Origin of the sequence: Luteibacter sp. (assembly GCF_051958795.1) — a bacterium.
Lineage (GTDB): Bacteria > Pseudomonadota > Gammaproteobacteria > Xanthomonadales > Rhodanobacteraceae > Luteibacter.
In genome coordinates this window covers 1-18724 of sequence record NZ_JBQCFT010000018.1, presented here as the reverse complement: position 1 = coordinate 18724, position 18724 = coordinate 1, and the positions used below count along the sequence as shown (strand labels likewise).

The 18724-nt window shown below is 66.0% G+C and carries 10 protein-coding genes; 7 read left to right on the top strand and 3 right to left on the bottom strand.

The window, feature by feature from the left end; all coding sequences use genetic code 11:
* Nucleotides 1-171 precede the first annotated feature (171 nt).
* Nucleotides 172-1047, top strand: coding sequence for an EamA family transporter (locus ACTHLF_RS01225; RefSeq protein ID WP_440324125.1), 876 nt, complete (start codon nucleotides 172-174; stop codon nucleotides 1045-1047).
* Between the two features lie 103 nt (nucleotides 1048-1150).
* Here the strand turns inward: ACTHLF_RS01225 and ACTHLF_RS01220 are convergent, their stop codons facing one another.
* Both ACTHLF_RS01220 and ACTHLF_RS01215 read right to left on the bottom strand, forming a co-directional pair.
* Nucleotides 1151-4270, bottom strand: a complete 3120-nt coding sequence (locus ACTHLF_RS01220; RefSeq protein ID WP_440324124.1) for a carboxypeptidase regulatory-like domain-containing protein — start codon at nucleotides 4268-4270, stop codon at nucleotides 1151-1153.
* A 431-nt stretch (nucleotides 4271-4701) separates the two neighbouring features.
* Entirely contained in the window at nucleotides 4702-7758 is a 3057-nt protein-coding gene (locus ACTHLF_RS01215) for a TonB-dependent receptor (protein ID WP_440324123.1), read from the bottom strand.
* Nucleotides 7759-8226: 468 nt separating this feature from the next.
* On the opposite strand from ACTHLF_RS01215, the gene ACTHLF_RS01210 reads away from it, so the two are divergent.
* On the top strand, nucleotides 8227-9885 hold the full coding sequence (locus ACTHLF_RS01210) for a Na+/H+ antiporter (RefSeq protein ID WP_440324122.1): 1659 nt from the start codon (nucleotides 8227-8229) through the stop codon (nucleotides 9883-9885).
* 6 nt (nucleotides 9886-9891) lie between these two features.
* Here the strand turns inward: ACTHLF_RS01210 and ACTHLF_RS01205 are convergent, their stop codons facing one another.
* Entirely contained in the window at nucleotides 9892-10680 is a 789-nt protein-coding gene (locus ACTHLF_RS01205) for a TatD family hydrolase (protein ID WP_440324120.1), read from the bottom strand.
* Nucleotides 10681-10761: 81 nt separating this feature from the next.
* Here ACTHLF_RS01205 and ACTHLF_RS01200 point away from each other — a divergent pair, with 81 nt between their 5' ends.
* The 5 genes from ACTHLF_RS01200 to ACTHLF_RS01180 all read left to right on the top strand — a co-directional run.
* Complete coding sequence (locus ACTHLF_RS01200; protein ID WP_440324118.1) at nucleotides 10762-11022, top strand: hypothetical protein; 261 nt, start codon at nucleotides 10762-10764, stop codon at nucleotides 11020-11022.
* A gap of 12 nt (nucleotides 11023-11034) precedes the next feature.
* Nucleotides 11035-12969: a S8 family serine peptidase gene (locus ACTHLF_RS01195; protein WP_440324116.1), complete on the top strand. Its 1935-nt coding sequence runs from the start codon at nucleotides 11035-11037 to the stop codon at nucleotides 12967-12969.
* Nucleotides 12970-13113: 144 nt separating this feature from the next.
* On the top strand, nucleotides 13114-13560 hold the full coding sequence (locus tag ACTHLF_RS01190; protein ID WP_440324115.1) for a post-PEP-CTERM-1 domain-containing protein: 447 nt from the start codon (nucleotides 13114-13116) through the stop codon (nucleotides 13558-13560).
* A complete protein-coding gene (locus tag ACTHLF_RS01185) occupies nucleotides 13557-15536 on the top strand; it encodes a PA domain-containing protein (RefSeq protein WP_440324113.1) in 1980 nt (659 codons plus the stop codon). Before ACTHLF_RS01190 ends, ACTHLF_RS01185 begins: the two co-directional genes overlap by 4 nt.
* A gap of 121 nt (nucleotides 15537-15657) precedes the next feature.
* Nucleotides 15658-18724: ESPR-type extended signal peptide-containing protein (locus ACTHLF_RS01180; RefSeq protein WP_440324111.1), on the top strand; the 3067-nt coding region annotated here is incomplete at its 3' end.

The following is an 18724-nucleotide window of genomic DNA, read 5'->3' as shown; positions in this document are numbered from 1 at the left end:
CGCACCGCCCCCCGCCCGGGGTTTGGTGGGCGCGCGCGGGCGCGGGGGGGGGGGGGGTAACCCCCCCGGGCCCCCCCGCGCGCTCCCACAGGGCTTCACAAGAATGATCTTGTAGGCAGCGAACGTGGCACGCCCTACGATGTCGGTCTTACGACAGCGAAGGAATGCACGATGCGCCCGCGCCATCTCTTGCTTGGCATCCTGGTGACGCTCATCTGGGGCAGCAATTTCTCGGTCATCGAAGTCGGCCTGCGCGCGCTCGATCCGTTCGTATTGACCACGCTGCGTTTCGTGTTCACGGCGCTTCCCCTGATCTTCTTCGTGCGTCGCCCGGCGGGCGTTCCGCTTCTGGCCATGGCTGCGTATGGCGTGTTGTTCGGCGCCGGCTTGTGGGGTGTCGTGAACATCGCGATGGCGCACGGCATGTCTCCCGGTCTGTCGTCCCTCGTGCTGCAGTTCGCCGCATTCATCACGGTGCTGCTGAGCGCGGTTGTGTTCCGCGAGCCGGTGAAGGCGCCGCAGGTCATCGGCATGGTGTTCGCCGTGGCCGGCCTCGCCACCGTGATCCACGCGGCGCCGGGTTCCGCCAGCACGCCTGGCACGGCGCTCATCCTGCTCGCGGCGCTTAACTGGAGCCTGTGCAACCTGCTGGTGAAGCGCTTCCGCCCGGCGGACATGCTGGCCTTCGTCGTCTGGACCAGTGCCTTCGCGGTCCCCGCGCTCGTGCTCCTGACCCTGCTGGCGAAAGGCAGCGGGCCGTTCACCGCGCTCGCGGCGAACATGACCTGGGCCGCGGCCGGTTCCGTCCTTTTCCAGGCATACGTGACCACGATCTTCGGTTATGCGATCTGGAATCACCTGATGAAGACCTATCCGGCTTCCGCGGTGGCGCCGTTGTCGTTGCTCGTTCCCGTCTCCGGCATTGCCACGTCATGGCTCGCCTTTGGCGAACGCTTCCCGTCCGCGATCTGGGTGGGCGTCGTGCTGATCCTGCTCGGCATCGCTGTGTTCGTCCTGGCGCCGCGGCTGCGCCCGGCGACGGCGTGACGACCAAAAAAATGCCGCCCGTGGGAGCGGGCGGCAATCCGGGGAGATCTGCAAGGCGGCGCGGCTGGGAGGGGCCGCGCGCCTTGTCTTCTTGTGGTGATCCTTAGAGCGAGAAGTCGTACTCGGCCGAGACCTGCACGTAACGTGGCGACTGGAAGCCGGTCGGAACCTTGTACGTGCTGTCGGTCAGCGGCGCACCGTTCGGGTCTTCGCCCACTTCGTTGATCGTCGTCGTGTGCTGCTTGTTGAACACGTTGAACACGCTGGCCGACAAGGTCACGCCCTTCGCCCACTGCGGCTTGTACGTGGCGTTGAGGTCGATGTTCCAGTAGGACGGCGTGCGGCCGACCGAGCCGCGCTTCACGATCATGCCGTCGCAGTACAGGTACGCACCCGAGCCATAGCCGCCGTTGACCACCGCATCGATCGGGTTCAGGCCGTAGCAGTTCTCCGGGCGGCCGGTCTGGAAGACACCATTGGCGCCCACCAGCCATTCGTCGCTGATCCGCCACGCACCGTAGACCTTGAAGGTGTGCTTGCGGTCGTTGGGGAGGTAACCGTTCGATCCGGCCATGATCTCCGGGTAATCGAACAGCTCGGTGGTGCCGGTATCGGCCTGGCCGTTGCTGGAATCCACGCCGCCTTCCGAGTTGCCGCGCAGGTGCGACCACACGTACGACGTCTTCAGGTACCAGGTGTTGTCGAAGTTGCGCTCGGCCGTGAGCTGGAGGGCCTCGTAGGCGCGCTTGTATTTCGGCTCGCCGACATCGTCGCCGGTGAGGTGGATCTTGTACAGCTGGCCCGTCGCATCCACCGGCGTGGTCAGCGTGACCGCGCTGCCCGGGTTGAAGATGTAGCAACCCGGCACGTTGGCGTCGGCGGGCGTGAGGCTCGTGGTATCGAGGTTCAGGCCATACTGCGCGTTCGCGGCCTTCGCGATCGGGCGGAAATCGCACGAGTCGTCGATGCCGGTCAGGATCCTCCGGTAGATGGCCTTGACACCCAGCGTCCAGTCCTCGACCTGTTGCTGCGCGCCGAGGATGAACTCACGTTGCTTGAACGGCTTCAGGTCCTGGGTGGCGACGGCGGTGGGGTTGGGCACCAGGCCGGCTTCCCCGTTTGCATACGTCGTGCCTGTGCGCGCCGGGAAGGCCGCCGCATAGGCCGGGGGCAGGGCGCCCAGGCCGATCGGTGCGCCGGTGACCGGGTCGACGCCCGTGTAGCTGAAGTACTTGATCTGGTAAAGCGACGCGGATGCACCACGCAGGGCCACGTTGCCGTCGAGCGGCAGCGAGTAATCGCCCGCGCTGCCATAGATCTTCAGCGTCGAATCGCCGTGCACATCCCACGAGAAGCCCAGCCGCGGCTGCCAGCTGTGCACCTGCTTCACATAGGTCTGGCCGAGGCTGTTGGTGTTCTCGAAGGCATCGTTGCGTACGCCGATGCGGGCCAGGAAGTTATCGGTGACGTGCCAGTTGTCCTCGAGGTAGTAGGACTTCTGCGTGATACCGACCTTGGCGCCGGTGGCGAACACAGTCTGGCGGACGACGCTGTCGGCCGGATCCAGGCCCGGCGCATGGCCGAGGATATCCTCGGGGATGGAGCTGTACTGGTACAGCGCGCCGCCCTCGTACGCGGTACCGGTGTCGGTCTTGAAGTGGTCACGCGCCCAGCCGGCTTTCAGTTCGTGGTCGCCGAGGTGGTATTCGAAATCGATGCGGCCGGCTTCACGCTTGTCCTCGCCGTCCGGCGTGTTGAGCGAACCGGTGGGTGTGAACGAGCAGTGCGGGTAGCCCGCGGCACCGTTGGTCACCGGCGCGCGCGAGTCGGTGATCGCCGGGCAGCCCGGCGAGTTGGCGGCATCGAAGATGTTGCCGTCGTACGACTCGACCGTACCGTCGGCCGCCGTCGCCGTGCTCACGCGCTTGTTGGTGCTCTTGCCGTACTGGGCAGTGAGGGTGAAGTCATCGGTGATGTAGCTGGTGTACTTGAGGATGTTGGTCATACCACCCGTCTTGTCGTACACCTGGCCCAGGTAGTCGCTGCGGTAGGGCTGGTTGTTGTCGTCGTACCCGTAGCCGTAGATGCTCTGCTGCTGGGTGCTGGTGTCGCTGAAGCCGGTGTATTCCAGGATGTTGCTGTCGTTGATGTTCCAGTCCAGCTTCACCAGGTAACGCGGATCCTTGATGGTGGTCTTGCTGAAGCTGCCGCCACCGGTGGTGTCGCCGTAGTGCTCGTCCGCGGTACGCGTTCCGCCAACCAGGGCAAACATGAAGAGCTTGTCCTTGATCAGCGGGCCACCCAGCCACGCGTTCCAGCGCTGGCCGAAGTCTGTCGCATTACCCGACTGGTTGTTGCCGATGAGGTAGTTGCTGTTGTGGCGGTTGTTCTGCAGCAGCGCGCCGTTCTGCAGGTACACATTCGGCTGCTTCGCCTGCAGCTGGTACGGATTCCACGTGAAATCCATGCCGCCCTGCCAGGTGTTCGTGCCGCGCTTGGTGTTCACCGAGATCACGCCGCCGGTCGAATTGCCGTACTGGGCACCGTAGCCACCGTCCTGGATATCCTCCGAATCGATCGCTTCGAACGGAACCTGCGAGTAGGTCAGGCTCTGGAAGAAGTTGGTGACATTAAAGCCGTTGACGTAATAGCTGTTCTCCGCGACCGACGCACCACTGAACGATGCGAGGTTGCCGAAGGCGCTGTCGCCCTTCGTCGCGCCGGGCGCGAGCAGGGCTACCGCGGTCTGGTTACGCGCCAGCGGCAGCTGCTTGATCTGCGCGGCGGTCATCACGGTGCTCGTCTGTGCCGAAGCCACGTCGATCGGTGGCAACGCATTCGCAGTAACCGATACGGCGCTGAGGTCCTCGGCGTTGCCCGCCGTGACCGGGGCGGCGCCCAGGTTCACGTTGAAACCCTGGCCCGCCACGACCTGCACGTCGCGGGAGGTCGGTGTCCCGGTGCCACCGCTGGTGGTCAGCTTGTAATCGCCCGGGAGCAGCGAAACGATGTTGAAGCGTCCATCGTTGCCGATCGTGGTTGAGCGGCTTACGCCGCTGCCCGTGTTCGTGGCAGTCACGGTGGTGCCCGGCTGGCCGGTGCCGAAGATGTTGCCTGCGGTGCTCTGCGCGAAGGTGGCGCTGCTTGCGAAGCCCAGCCCTATGGCGACGGCGAGCGCGAGCGTACGCCGGCCCGTCTGCCTGTGGTTATGACGCGTATTCATTCATTCTCCCCGGCCATTGGCCAAATGATGCAAAGCCGGGCCGCTTACCTTGGCGGGGTGTCGGCCGGCGCTGGTGTTGCCTCGCGTGTTGCGTTAACAAAACGGCAACATGCGAGCGAAAACTACGCGCGGCGGCGAAGCCCACTCAATGCGAGATTCATGAACGCAGGGACTTGGATGTCTTGCATCATGGCTATTCGCATAGGCCATGGCGGTGCCTTGCGAACGCGCCAGCGCGTACGAGGCCGCCGTTGCCTTTCAGACGCTGCAAGGTTGCGGATTTCGTTAAGAGCAACATGAAGCAAGTTTCATGTTGGGCAGGCAATTGCGCGGCGTTCTTGCGCCGGAAACCGGGAAAAAAATGGCTGCTCCCCTCCAGGGGAGCAGCCAAGATCCGGGGAAATGCTGCTGTTGTTGTTATGCCTGGTGCATCAGAGGGTGAAGTCGTACCGCGCGCCGAGGCGCACGTAACGCGGGTCCTGGAACGAACGGGCACTCTTGTAACGCGGGTTCGGGTCCCCGCTCGCCAGCTCGCCGTACTCGTAGTACTGGGTCACCCGCTGCTGGCCGAGGAGATTGAAGACATCCACCGAAAGCGTCAGCTTGTGGTCGAGGAAGGCCGGCTTCCATGCACCGCTGACATCCACCGTGAACGTATACGGCGTGCGACCGAAGGTGCCTCGCTGGGCTGGCTCGCCGTTGCACCAGAAGTAGTTATTGCCATACCCGTACGGGTCGCCACCGACGGCTTCCGGACGCGTACCGAGGCAGCTTACCGGCGCACCCGAGGTGATGCGGGTGACGGTCGACAGCTGCCACTCATCGTCGGGCACCCAGGTGCCGTAGACGCGCAGCTGGTGCTTGCGGTCATTCGGCAGGTCGCCGTTCGTGTTCTCCATGATCGCCGGGAAGTCCCAGCTCTCGGTGGTGGACACGTCGGCCTGGACGATGTTCGAGTCCAGCTGGCCTTCGGAGTTACCGTAGCTACGCGAGTAGGTGTAGTCGATCTTGCCGTACCACTGATCGCTGAACTGGTGTTCGGCGTACAGGTCGAGCATGTAATAGTGGCGCTTCGGCTTCGGGAAGCCGAGGTCGGCGGCGCTGAGCGGTACGCTGAGGTATTGTCCGGCGGCGGGCGAGAGGGTGAACGTATTGGCCCGGCCCGGATTGAACAACCAGCAACCCGTGGAACGGCCGATGCCCGCAGCGACCTCATCGCTAAGGCCGTTCTCATCACCCCACTTCTGCAGCGAGGACGGATCGCACATATCATCGATCAGGCTACGCAGGCGTCGGTACATGCCCTTGGCGCCGACCACCCAGTTGTCTTCCAGTTGCTTGTCGAAGCCCAGGATGTATTCGTCCTGATAGTAGGAATGCAGCTGCTGGGCTGAGACCGTCTTGGCATCCGGCGGGGTGCCGTTGGCGCCGTTGAGGTAGTACGTCTGCGAGAAGTTGCCCTGGACCAGGCCGGTCGGTGCGCCGGTGACGGGGTCGATTCCCGTGAAGCCGAAGTACTGCGACGGATACGTGGACGGGCCCGCGCCGCGAACGGCGACGGAGGTGGGCAGGCCGAGGTGGTAACGGCCGGCGTTGGCATAGATCTTCAGCGAGCTATCGCCATACACGTCCCAGGACACGCCCAGCCGCGGATCGAGCTGATGGCGCGAACGGGCATACGCCTCACCGACGCCGTTGTAGTTCGAGAACTGTTCGTTACGCAGGCCGATGTACGCGTGCCAGCGGTCGGTGACCTGCCAGTTGTCTTCAACGAACTGCGAGCGTTGGGCTGTGCGGGCCGACGTGCCGGTGGAAAGCGCCGTGGATTCCACGTAGTAACCGTTGGCGAAATCCGCCGGGTTATACGTATTAGGATCGAGGCCGAGGTTACTCAGGCGATTGCGGATCGACGAGCCGTTACCCAGGTCGTTGTAGATGTAGCCAGTGCCTCCAACGGGTACGGCACCCCAGCTCGCGCGTAGCTGATAGTTATCGACACCGCCGCGCAGGTCATGGTCGCCGATGCGGTATTCGATATTCGCACTCCAGCCATGCGTGCTGTCCTTCGAGCCCGGACTGAGCTGGGTCGTCGCACCGACAAGGCAGCCGCCCTGCGGGTTACCTGCGAAGGCCGCGCGGTTGTCGGTGATCGCCGTACACGTACCGGAACCAGCCTGGGTGACGACCTGCGAGTGATCGGAACTGGCGCGGCCATACATTGCGTTGAACGTCAGGTCATCGGTGATGTAACCCGTGTAATGCGCGATGTAGGTGTTGCCGCCCGGTGTCGCGTTCGTCTGCGTGTTGTTGTAGTTCTTCGTGTACTGGTGGCCCAGGTAATCGCCGCGGCCGGTGTTGTAGTTGTACCCAAAGATCGACGCATCGGTCGTCTCGGTATCGCCGATGCCGGTGAGTTCGAGGATGTTGTTGTCCGTGATATTCCAGTCGAGCTTGGTCAGCCAGCGCTTGGTCTTGCCGGTGTCGCGTTCGTCATCGTTGGCACCACTGGGTGCGGTGTAGTTGCCGGTCTGCTTGATCCAGTCAGCCGCGGCGAAGATGAACAGCTTGTCCTTTACCAGGGCGCCGCCGATCGATCCCGAGTACTGCAGGTTTTCCTGATCACGCCAGTTATATGCATTGCCGCGCTGGTACTTAGTTCCATCGCGGTAATAGACGTTCCGCGGCTCCTGTGCGAGAGAGGACGGTGCGAAGAGCACCTGGACGTCACCCTTCCATTCGTTCGAGCCGCGCTTCGAGACGACGTTGATCACGCCGCCGGTGGAGCGGCCGTACTCGGCCCCGTAGCCACCGATCAGCACCTGCTCCTGGTCGATCGCGTCGTATGGAAGCTGGCGCGAGCTGACGCCGGTGAGCGGGTTGGTTACCTGGAACCCGTTGATGTAGTAAGCATTCTCCGAGGCGGACGAGCCACCGAACGAGAGCGCGTTACCGTAGCCGCGGGCGGCGGAGGTCGTACCCGGAGCGAGCAGCGCGACCGAGCTGATCGACGTGCGGGCGATGGGGAGTTTGGAAAGCTGGTCGGCATTGAGCACGGTCCGTGAGTCGACCGAACTCACGTCGATGCTGGGCAACGTGTTGGCCGTAACCTGGACGCTGCCGAGGTCGGTCGCGTTGGCGGCGGTGGCCGCGGCGGCAAACGAGACATCGGTACCCTGGCTGATCTGGGTCTGCACGCTCTTGTGCGTGTCGACCGCCGTGCCGTTATGCATCAGCGTGACGTCGTACGAGCCAATGGGCAGGGAGTTGGCCCGGTAGCGGCCATTGCTGTCGACGGTGATGTCGCGCTTGAGGCCGGTGGCGCTGTTCTCGATATGGATGACATCGCCTGGGCTGGCCGAGCCGTAGATGGCACCGGTGGCATTGCTCTGGGCGAGGGCGCCGCCGCTGGCGGCAGCCGCGACGGCGAACGCCACGGCGAGTGTGAGCTTGCGGCGCGGAGGAACCGCGATGCGCGAAACGGACTGCATGAACCTACCCTCCTGAAAGACACGAGTGACGGATGGCGGAGCGAACGAACCCGCATCCGCGCGGCACGCGGATGTTCGCCGCACGAGCGGCGCAGGCTGTTCGAAAGGCACGGCTACGCGGTGTCGCCTGCCTTCTGGCGGGCGGGCGGCATCACGCGGTCAAGGCAGGCGGTTACCCGCGCCTTTGGAAGGGAGAACGAACCGGAAAGGTGCTGGCATGTCGGATTCCCCAATGAACGACAAGAAAGGTATCTGCCGTAAGTCGTGCCGTCCCCGGTGCATCCCCTGGGGAACAGCGATCGACGGCGCCGGAGACCAGCGCGTGGATTCAACGTAATCCCGTGAAATACGCGCTAACAATAGGAATAAGTCCTAAGCAGTTAATTACGAAGGAAAAAACGAAAAGTCTTGCGACCCGGTTGGCGCAAATGCTTGCTCGATTCGGTGTCGGCTCGCTACGTTTCCCGCATGGATCTCGTCATCACCATTCTCGTGCTGCTGCTGGTCGTCGCCCTCTCCGGCGCGGTCGTCCGCCTCCTTCCCTTTCGCCTGCCACTGCCGCTGATACAGATCGGCCTTGGCGCGGTGTTGGCCCGGCCGTTTGGTGTGCACGTCGAGTTCGATCCGGAGCTGTTCTTCCTGCTGTTCATCCCGCCGCTGCTGTTCGCCGATGGGTGGCGGATTCCCAAGCGCGAACTGTTCCTGCTGCGCGGGCCGATCCTCGCGCTCGCTATCGGGCTGGTGATGTTCACCATCGTCGGCGTGGGGTACTTCGTCCACTGGATGATCCCCACGGTGCCACTCGCGGTCGCGTTCGCACTTGCTGCCGTGCTCTCACCCACGGATGCCGTGGCGATGTCGTCGATCACCGGCGGCACGCGCATGCCGCCGCGGTTGATGCACATTCTTTCCGGCGAAGCGCTGCTCAACGACGCATCCGGCCTCGTCGCTTTGCAGTTCGCCGTGGCGGCGGAGATCACCGGCCGTTTTTCCGCGTTGCATGCCGCACGCGACTTCGCGATCACGGCCGTTGGCGGTGTGGCCGCCGGCGCGCTGGTGGCTGTCGCCTTCGGGCTGTTCCGGCGCAGGCTCGTGCGCTGGAGCGGCGCGGTCGATCCGGCCAGCCAGGTGGCGTTGCTCCTGCTGCTTCCTTTCGCGGCCTACCTGCTGGCGGAACACTTCGATGTCTCAGGGATCCTCGCTGCCGTGGCCGCCGGGATGATGATGAATTACACGGACGTGCTTAAGGGTGGTTACGTCGCGACGCGCATGCAGAACAGCGCGGTGTGGTCGATGGTCGAGTTCGTATTCAACGGCCTGATCTTCCTGCTCCTCGGCATGCAGCTGCCGAACATCATCGGCGGTGCGAAGACCGATCTCCAACAGGCCGGTGGTGGCGAGCTTTGGTATCTCGCCGCCTACATCGTCGCGATTACCCTGGCCCTGGTCATCCTGCGTTTCATCTGGGTGTGGGTATCGCTGCGCTTCGTCCTGATGCGCGCGCTGCACCGTGGCGAGAAGCGGCCGAAGGTCGGCACGCGGCTGATGTGGACGACGGCGCTTGCCGGTGTGCGCGGCGCGATCACCATGGCCGGTGTGCTTTCGTTGCCCTTCATGAAAGCGCCCGGCGTGCCTTTCCCGGTACGCGACCTCATGATTTTCCTCGCCAGCGGCGTCATCCTGTGCACGCTGGTGTTCGGCGCCGTGGGGCTGCCGCTTGCGGTGAAGAGCCTGAAGTTGCCTGGCGAAGACCCGCGCGTGCGTGAGGAGCGCAAGGCGCGTGCGCTGACGGCGGAGGCTGCGTTGCGCGGCATCGCCGAAGAGCAGAAGAAGGTTGAAGACGGCGGTGATGCGGACGCGATCGCGCTTGCTTCGCGCGTCGCGGCGCGAGTGATGGCCGACTACCAACAGCGCCTGGAGGCCGCGGGCGAGGAGGGTGATGTGCCAGGCAAGGCGCGTGCCGAGGCCGGTACCGAGCGAGCCATGCGCCTTGCCGCGTTGCGCGCGGAACGCCGCCAGCTGTTCGAGCTTCGCCGCGACCACACGATCAACGATGAAACGCTGCACACGCTGGTACGCGAAGTGGACCTCGCGGAGGCCGCGCTCACGGGCCTCCACGCGGGCTGAGCGCGCTTACGGCAGGCGGAAGAACGCCTCGGCCGTGCGCGTCGATGCCTCGGTGACGGCTTCGCGCGTCTCACCACGATCCTTCGCGACCTCGTCGCGGATGTGCGCCAGGTACATCGGCTCGTTCCGGCGGTCCTTCGGCATCGGCCGCAGCGTGCGCGGCAGGAGGTACGGTGCATCCGTCTCCAGCATCAGGCGGTCGGCGGGAATGAGCCTGACCAGTTCGCGCAGGTGTCCGCCCCGGCGTTCGTCGCAGATCCAGCCGGTGATGCCGATGTGGCAATCCAGGTCCAGGTAGTCGCGCAGGGCTTCGCCCGTATCGGTGAAGCAATGGACGACGGCGGCCGGCACGCGATCGCGGTAGCGCTTGAGCAGGGCGAGGAAGTCGTGGTGCGCATCGCGCTGGTGCAGGAACAGCGGCATCCCGAACTCGGCGGCAATCGCGAGTTGCCGCTCGAACACCTCGCGCTGCACTTCGCGCGGCGAATAATTGCGGTTGTAGTCCAGCCCGGTCTCGCCGACCGCACGAACTTCCGGCTCCGCGGCGAGCTCGCGCAGCCGGGCGTCGGTCGCATCGTCGTAATCGACGGCGTGGTGCGGGTGGACGCCGGCCGTCGCGAACAGCCGGCCGCCGCTGGCCCGCGCCAGGCTGAGCGCGTGCTCACTGCCATCGCGTGAAGCTCCCGTGACGATCATGCGGCCGACGCCGTGCGCGCTTGCCCGTGCAAGCACCGCTTCGAGGTCAGCGTGGAACGACTCGTGTGTCAGGTTTGCGCCGATGTCGATCAAGTCCATGATTTCTTTCGCAAATGTGTGGGTGTGAACCGCGCCCGGGCGATGCGTTATCGCGGCGCAAAGCCATGAATTAGAACATATATGGTCGTCCGCACCCGGTTTCGCCGTGGATTGGGGGATAGGCCTTTCGGACGACACGATTTCCTGCGTCAGATTATTGACGGTCGTATTTTCCTGCTGCTAGGTTCAGAAGACGGCTGGCGCTCCGGCGTCAAAAAGTCGTCGTCATGGATGTGCTTTCAGAAGGATCTCAGTGTCTTTTTTTTGCAGGGGATGCCCGACATGGGCATCAAAAAAGGAAGGCGGCCCGCAATCGGCCGTCCAGGCAGTACCACGGGCTAAGGGGTAGTGCAGATGGGACATCGTATTTTCGCGAGGGCGCTCGCCGCCTCGCTCATCCTGGCCACCGCGCCAGCCGCGTTCGCCGCCGGGGCCGCGCCCCACGCCACGTTCAACGTCAGCACCTTGCGTGCCACCAGCAGCTACGATCGCTTCATCGTGAAGTACCGCGATGGCACGACGCAGCGGGTGAACGCCGCCGCGGCGACGCAGGCGGTCAGCGCCGCACTGTCGCGCGCCGCTGCTACCAGCAGTTCGTTGCGTGCAGGCAAGTCTGCGGCACCGACCGTCAGCTACGGCCGCAAGCTCGGCACGGGCGCCGACCTGGTCCGTGTCTCGCGCAAGCTCAGTGCCGCGGAAGCCGACGCGCTGATCCGCCAGATCGCAAGCGACCCGGCCGTAGCGCACGTCCAGGCCGACGTGATGATGCAGAAGGTGCGTGACATCTCCGCCGCCGCGGCGGTAACGCCGGTCGTGGTCAACGACCAGTATTACGCCCGCTACCAGTGGCACTTCCGCGCACCGGACGGCACGGCCGAGAAGATCGGCTCCGATGCGAGCAGCTACGCGAACAAGGGCGGCAGCAACGTCGCCAATGCATGGAACCTCTCCGACGGCACCGGCGTCACCGTGGCCGTGCTGGATACCGGCATCACCAACCATCCCGACATCGACCTGTCGCTCGCCGATGCGGGCTACGATTTCATCGGCGACAGCTACGTGTCGGGACGCGCGACCGACGGTCGCGTTTCCGGTGGCTGGGACCTCGGTGACTGGACCACGGAAGACAAATACCTCGCGACCAATGGCGGTTGCGTCGACGCGAACAATCCTGCGGAAGACTCCAGTTGGCACGGCACGCACGTGTCCGGCAACGTCGCCGAGCTGACCAACAACACTACCGGCATGGCCGGTATCGCCTACAAGGCGAAGGTGCTGCCGGTGCGCGTGCTCGGCCACTGCGGTGGCTACAGCTCGGATATCGCGGACGCGATCGTGTGGGCCTCCGGTGGCCACGTCGATGGCGTACCCGACAACACGCACGTCGCCCAGGTCATCAACATGAGCCTCGGTGGCGAAGGCAAGTGCAGCGACGACGACGTCACGGCGGACGCCATCACGGGCGCCATCTCGCGTGGCACCACCGTGGTGGTCGCGGCCGGTAACGAGGATGACGACACGGCGAACTATTCGCCCTCGAGTTGCCCGGGCGTGATCGCGGTCGCCTCCAACGGCATCACCGGCAAGCGCGCGTTCTACTCGAACTACGGTTCGGGCGTGACGCTTTCCGCGCCGGGCGGCGGTGTGTATCCGAACGACGCGTCGTCCGGTACGCCGGTTTCCGCAGGCTTCTCGTGGTCGGCCATCAACGATGGCCTCACCGTCCCGACGACGCCGGATTACGGCGGCATGGCCGGCACCTCGCAGGCCACGCCGCACGTCACCGGCACCGTCGCCCTGATGCTCGCCGCGGTGAAGGGCGCGAACCTGCCCACGCCGACGCCTGCGCAGATCCGCACCCTGCTCACCTCGACGGCGCACAAGTTCCCGTCCACGCCGGACAAGCCGATCGGCGCCGGCATCGTCGATGCCTACGCCGCCGTGAACAAGGCGCTCGGCAACGACACCGGCCCGGGCGAGCCCGACGTCACCGTGCTGACCAACGGCGCGAGCGTGAAGGCGTCCGGTGACGGTTCGGCCGCGGTCTACTCCATCGATGTACCGACCGGCGCCCGCACGCTCGTGTTTACCACGTCGGGCGGCAGCGGCGATGTGTCCATCGCGGTGAAGAACGGTACCGGGGGCAGCGAGACCACCTCGGCGAAGAAGGGCACGAACAACGAGACGGTAACCGTCGCGCGGCCGGCCTCGGGTACCTGGTACCTGACGGTCACCAGCCCGGCCGCTTACGCCAACGTCAACGTCCTCGTGCGCTTCACCGCGCCGTAAGCGAATCCGTCCACCGGCCGTGCGCCGGTGGCTGGGGAGAGCCTGGCCAGGGGGCGGGCTTTCCGTCTTGCGCCAGCGGAGGGGTCTTCGCTGGCGTGGCGTGCGGGGAGGGGTCCCCGCCGCCGCAAAAGGGAGGTAAGGGCAATGTATTCACGAACACTGGCACAGGCCGTCGGCCTGGTGCTGACGGGCGTCTTCACCCTCGCGACAGCGGCCCAGGCGGCCGATGCGCCGAAGACCGCCGCGCCACAGACCGTCGTCGTACAAGGCGTGCAGGTCGCGATCGATCCGGCAACCGGCCGTCTGCGCGAGCCGACGGCGGAAGAACGGGCCGCGTTGTCGAAGGCCTTCGGGGTGCGCAATGCGACGGCATCGAAGCTGGCCGCGGGCCAGCCGCGCACGGCCGCCGAGGCGAAGTCCACCTTCCGCAGCGTCTCGCTTGGCAATGGCGTGCGTGCCAAGGCCGTGAAGGTCCCGCAGGAACTGATGAGCAGCGTGGTCGCTGAGCGGCAGCCGGATGGCAGCCTCAGCATCCACCACGACGACCATGGCGTGCAGGCCGCGCCGAAGGCGCCGGAGGTGGTGAAATGATCCGCCGCAATCTTCTCTTCACCGCGATCGCCGCCGCTGGTTTGTTCTGCGCCATGGGCGCCAGCGCCGCGGAGATCAAGATCGTCAACCAGGATGTAGGCACCGGCAAGGGCCTCGACGATCCGACCCCGGCGGTACCGGTTGGCGGTAACCCCGGCACCACGGTCGGCAAGCAGGCGCTGAACGTCTACCAGTTCGCCGCCGATGTCTGGGGCGCCGTCCTCCAGAGCGATGTCACCATCGTCAACAACGCGACCTTCGAGAAGCTGGATTGCGACGCGACATCCGGCGTGCTCGGTTCCTCCGGCACCACCTACATTTTCTACTTCGATAACACCAGCACGCTGCCGCCGCGCGCGGTGCGCAACACCTGGTATCACTCGGCGCTCTTCGATGCACTGAGCGGCGAGGATGGCATCCCGGGCGAGGCGGATATCCAGAGCCAGTTCAACGGCGCGCTGGGTTCCACCGGATGCCTCGAGGGCTCCAAGTGGTACTTCGGCCTGGATGGCAACACGCCCGCCGGTTCGATCAACTTCCTGAACGTCGTGCTGCATGAGATGGCGCACGGCCTGGGCTTCTCCGGCTTCAACAGCCTGACCACCGGTTCGCCGTACGTTGGCGATGACGGCGTCGCGCGTCCCGACATCTACTCCACCTTCGTCTTCAACGACACGAAGATGAAGAAGTGGTACGACCTGACCAACGCGGAGCGTGTCACCGCGGCCCTCGACGATGGCAACCTGGTATTCACCGGTGCGACCGTGAAGGCCGAGGCGCCGCTGGCGCTGGGCCTGCCGGATGTCTTCAAGGTGACGGCGCCGGCCGCTGCCGCAGGCAGCTACCAGTACGCGCAAGGTGCGTTCGGACCGCTCGCTACCGCCTCCAACTTCAGTGGCAGCGTGGTCCAGGCGGCGCCGGCCGATGCCTGCACGGCGATCACCAACGGTTCGGCCATCAGCGGCCACATCGCGCTGATCGACCGCGGCACCTGCAACTTCACCGACAAGGTGGCCTTCGCACAGACGGCCGGCGCCACCGCCGTGCTTATCGCGAACAACCAGGCTGGCGCGATCACGCCAGGAGGCACGCCGACCACCACGATCAACATCCCGGTGATCGCGGTGAGCCAGGTCGATGGCAACAAGCTCAAGGCCAACCTCAGCGGGTTGACCGGTGCCGTGGGCAAGGGCACCGGCCTCGCCGGCGCCGACGCGCAGGGCAACGTGCAGCTCTACGCACCGACAGTGCTGGCGCAGGGTTCGTCGTTCTCGCACTACGACACGCGCCTGACGCCGAACGCGATCATGGAATATGCGATCAACCAGGACCTCATGGGCCAGATCGACGTCGACCTGACGCCGGCGCTGTTCAAGGATGAAGGCTGGGGCCTGAACACCACGGGCCAGTTGCTGCTCACCTGCAACACGGGCATCCCGACGCTCGTGCCGGGTGGCGTGATCGTCGGTGCCAACGTGATCTCCAACGCCAAGACCATAGCGGGTGATGCGGCCACGCTGGCCATCTACCGCACCGGCGTGCGCGGCTACGCCTCGACGCTGGCGGGTTCCGGCCTGATCACGGCGGCGCAGGCATCCAGCCTCAACGCGTGCCTTAGCGATGCGGAGACGCAGAAGCAGTACGCCGCATGGCATGCGGCGGTGCCGGACGCGATCAGCCTCGGCAACAACGTCGGCCTGGGTAACCAGTCCGGTGCCGCAGGCAGCACGAAGGCGTACTCGCTGGCGGTGCCGGCCGGTGCGAAGTCGCTGACCTTCCGCACCGCGGGTGGTTCGGGCGATGTCTCGATCGCCGTGCAGGCACCGGGTGCGACGGCGTTTACCGCCGTGGCCAACCGTGCCGGAAACGCCGAGGTGTACACCAAGGCAAGCCCCGCGCAGGGTACCTGGTACTTCCAGGTGACCGGCGTGAAGGCCTACAGCGGAGTCACCGTGCAGGCGGTTTACACGAAGTAAGTGCGCTAAACCCGGGCCGCCTCGAGCGGCCCGGGTTCCATTGAAACGGCAGGCACTGGAGGCAGCGCGCGGCGCGCCCCGTCGCCCGCCGACATCGGCGGCACCCACGGGAGGAAGTTACGTGAACACGATCTACAGCAAGGGATGGAACAAGTCGCTCGGCATCCTGGTCGTCGCATCCGAACATGCACGGGCGAACGGCAAGGGCGGCGCCTCCCGACGTCTCCGCGCGGCCATGGCCGCATTGCCACTGGCAGCAGGCGCGATGCTCGCGCTGGCCAGCCCCGCGGCCCAGGCGGGATCACAGAACAACAAGGCGCAGGGCAGCATCTGCAGCGGTTTCTCATCGCTGCTCGCGCCGGTCGCGAAGGGTTATGAAGCGTTTGCCTGCGGCGCGCAGGCCAAGGCCGCGGGCGACTACAGCGTGGCGCTCGGCTCGGCGGCGAACTCCAAGGGTGATTACAGCACCGCGGTCGGCCAGGATGCGCAGGCATCCGGCGACTTCGCCACGGCGGTGGGGCAGGGTGCACGCGCCACGGCAACCGACAGCCTCGCGCTGGGCCAGGGCGCGAACGCGGCGAACACCGGCAGCACCGCGCTCGGTCGCGGCGCACGTGCCATCGCGAACAACGCGGTCGCGCTGGGTTCGGATTCCGTGGCGAACCGCGCGAACACGGTGTCCGTGGGTCGCAGTGGCAGCGAGCGCCAGGTCGTGAACGTCGCCGATGGCACGCAGGCGACGGATGCGACGAACAAGCGTCAGCTTGATACTGTCAACAACCGCGTGACCACGGTGAATGGCCGGGTCGACACGGTCAACGGCCGCGTCGATACAGTGAACGGACGCGTCGATACCGTAGCGAGCAACGTCGCGAAAGTGTCTGGCAAGGTAGACGCGGTGGATGCCGCCACGGCGGATGCACAGCACTATTTCAAGGCAAACGGCGCGGCCAATGGCAGCGACGATGCCACGGCGATCGGCAAGTTCAGCACGGCGTCGGGTTCGGGTGCCTTCGCGGGCTCCGCGGGCGACAGCGCCTACGGCAGTGGCTCGTTCGCCAGTGGCGGCAATGCCACGGCCGCGGGTTACGGCGCGGCGGCCACCGGCCAGAACAGCGCGGCTTATGGCGCCGGTTCGCAGGCTAACGGCCCGGGCAGCGTCGCGGTCGGCGGCGTCGCGGTGGACGCGCAGGGTAATCCGCTGATCACCAACGGCGGCGTGCCGGTGGATACGGGCGCGACCAGCGCGGATGTCGGCGGCACGGCGGTTGGCGCGAGCGCACAGGCCGGCGGATTCGCTGCCTCGTCCTTCGGCGTGGGTGCCTTTGCAGGTGGCGCGCAGTCGGCGGCCTTCGGCGCCGTGGCCAATGCGATCGGTGATTATTCGACGGCCATTGGCACGCAGAGTGCTGCGCTTGGCGTGGCCAGTGTCGCGCTTGGCGCGGGTTCGGTCGCGGACCGCGACAACACCGTGTCGGTCGGCGATGTGGGTGCAGAACGGCAGATCACCAACGTGGCCGCTGGTACGCAGGACACCGATGCCGCGAACGTCGGCCAGGTGAACGATGCGGTGAACGGTGCCACGCGCTATTTCAAGGCGAACGGTGCGAATGATGGCAGCGACGATGCGACCGCCGTAGGTGATTACGCGGTCGCTTCAGGCTCTGGCGCGTTCGCCGGCGCGAACGGTGCCGCGGCTTATGGTGCCGGCGCATTCGCCAGTGGTGTGAACAGCACGGCAACCGGTTATGGCGCCACGGCCACGGGGCAGAACAGCGCCGCGTACGGCGCGGGTTCACAGGCTAACGGCCCGGGTAGCGTGGCCGTCGGCGGCGTCGCCGTCGACGCGGACGGTAATCCGCTGATCACGAACGGTGGCGTGCCGGTCGATACCGGTGCGACCAGTGCCGATGTGGGTGGGACGGCCGTCGGTGCGAGTGCGAATGCCAGCGGATTCGCTTCGTCGGCGGTGGGTGTCGGTGCCTACGCCAGTGGCGCGCAGTCGTCAGCTTTCGGCGCCGTAGCGAATGCGCTCGGTGCTTATTCGACCGCGGTGGGCACGCAGAGCACCGCGGGTGGCGTGAGTAGCGTGGCCGTTGGCGAGAGCGCCACCGCTACGGGCGACGAGAGCGTGGCTGTCGGCGGCAGTGCCTTTGGCTTCTTCACGGCGCAGGCGACGGGCTATGCGACGACCGCGCTTGGCGCGGGCGCGTGGGCGACCGCCGATTACGCCACGGCGATCGGCTGGAACACCTATGCCGCCTCCGACAGCAGTACGGCGCTGGGTGAATCGGCCGGTGCATTGGACCTGGGCTCGAGCGCGCTTGGTGCCGAGGCGATCGCGGAAGGCACGCAATCGACAGCCGTCGGCGCAGTCGCGACGACCAGCGGCGACTTCGCCTCGGCGATCGGCAGCGGCAGCCTCGCGGGGGCGAACAACGCCACGGCGGTGGGCGGCCTGGCCGTCGCGACGGGCGAAGACAGCACGGCGGTGGGTGCGAACAGCGAAGCGTCGGGCGCACGCGCGACGACGACGGGCGCATCGAGCGCGGCGTTCGGTGACGACAGCACTGCGAACGGTTACGGCAGCATCGCCGATGGCAACGGCGCGACGAGCGTCGGCGCCAGCAGCGTGGCCGATAGTGATTACGCCACGGCGGTCGGTAACGGTAGCAGCGCGAATGGCGTGGGTGCATCGTCCCTTGGCGCGGCGACGTTCGCGCAGGGTGATGGCGCCACGGCGGGTGGTTATGGTTCCACCGCCCAGGGCAAGAACACCTCCGCGTACGGCAGTGGCGCACAGGCCACGGCGAACAGCGCCACGGCGATCGGCGGCCAGGCCGTCGATGAGAACGGCGATCCGCTGATCACGCTCACGGCGACCGGCGAAGCAGTCGGCCCGGCGTCGGCCTCGGGTCTGGCCGCAACAGCGGTAGGTGCGAGCGCACAGGCGGAAGGCCAGTTCGCCACGGCACTGGGTACGGCGGCATTCGCCCAGGGCGAGCAGTCGCTCGCCGGCGGCTTCCTCTCCGAAGCGTCCGGCGCAGGCTCGACCGCGCTGGGTGGCCAGGCCTATGCGCCGGGTGAACTCTCGACGGCAGTGGGCTACGGCACGGCGGCCTACAGCGATGGCGCAGTGGCGGTCGGCGGTGGCGCGAGCGCCGCTGGCACTGGCAGCGTCGCGATCG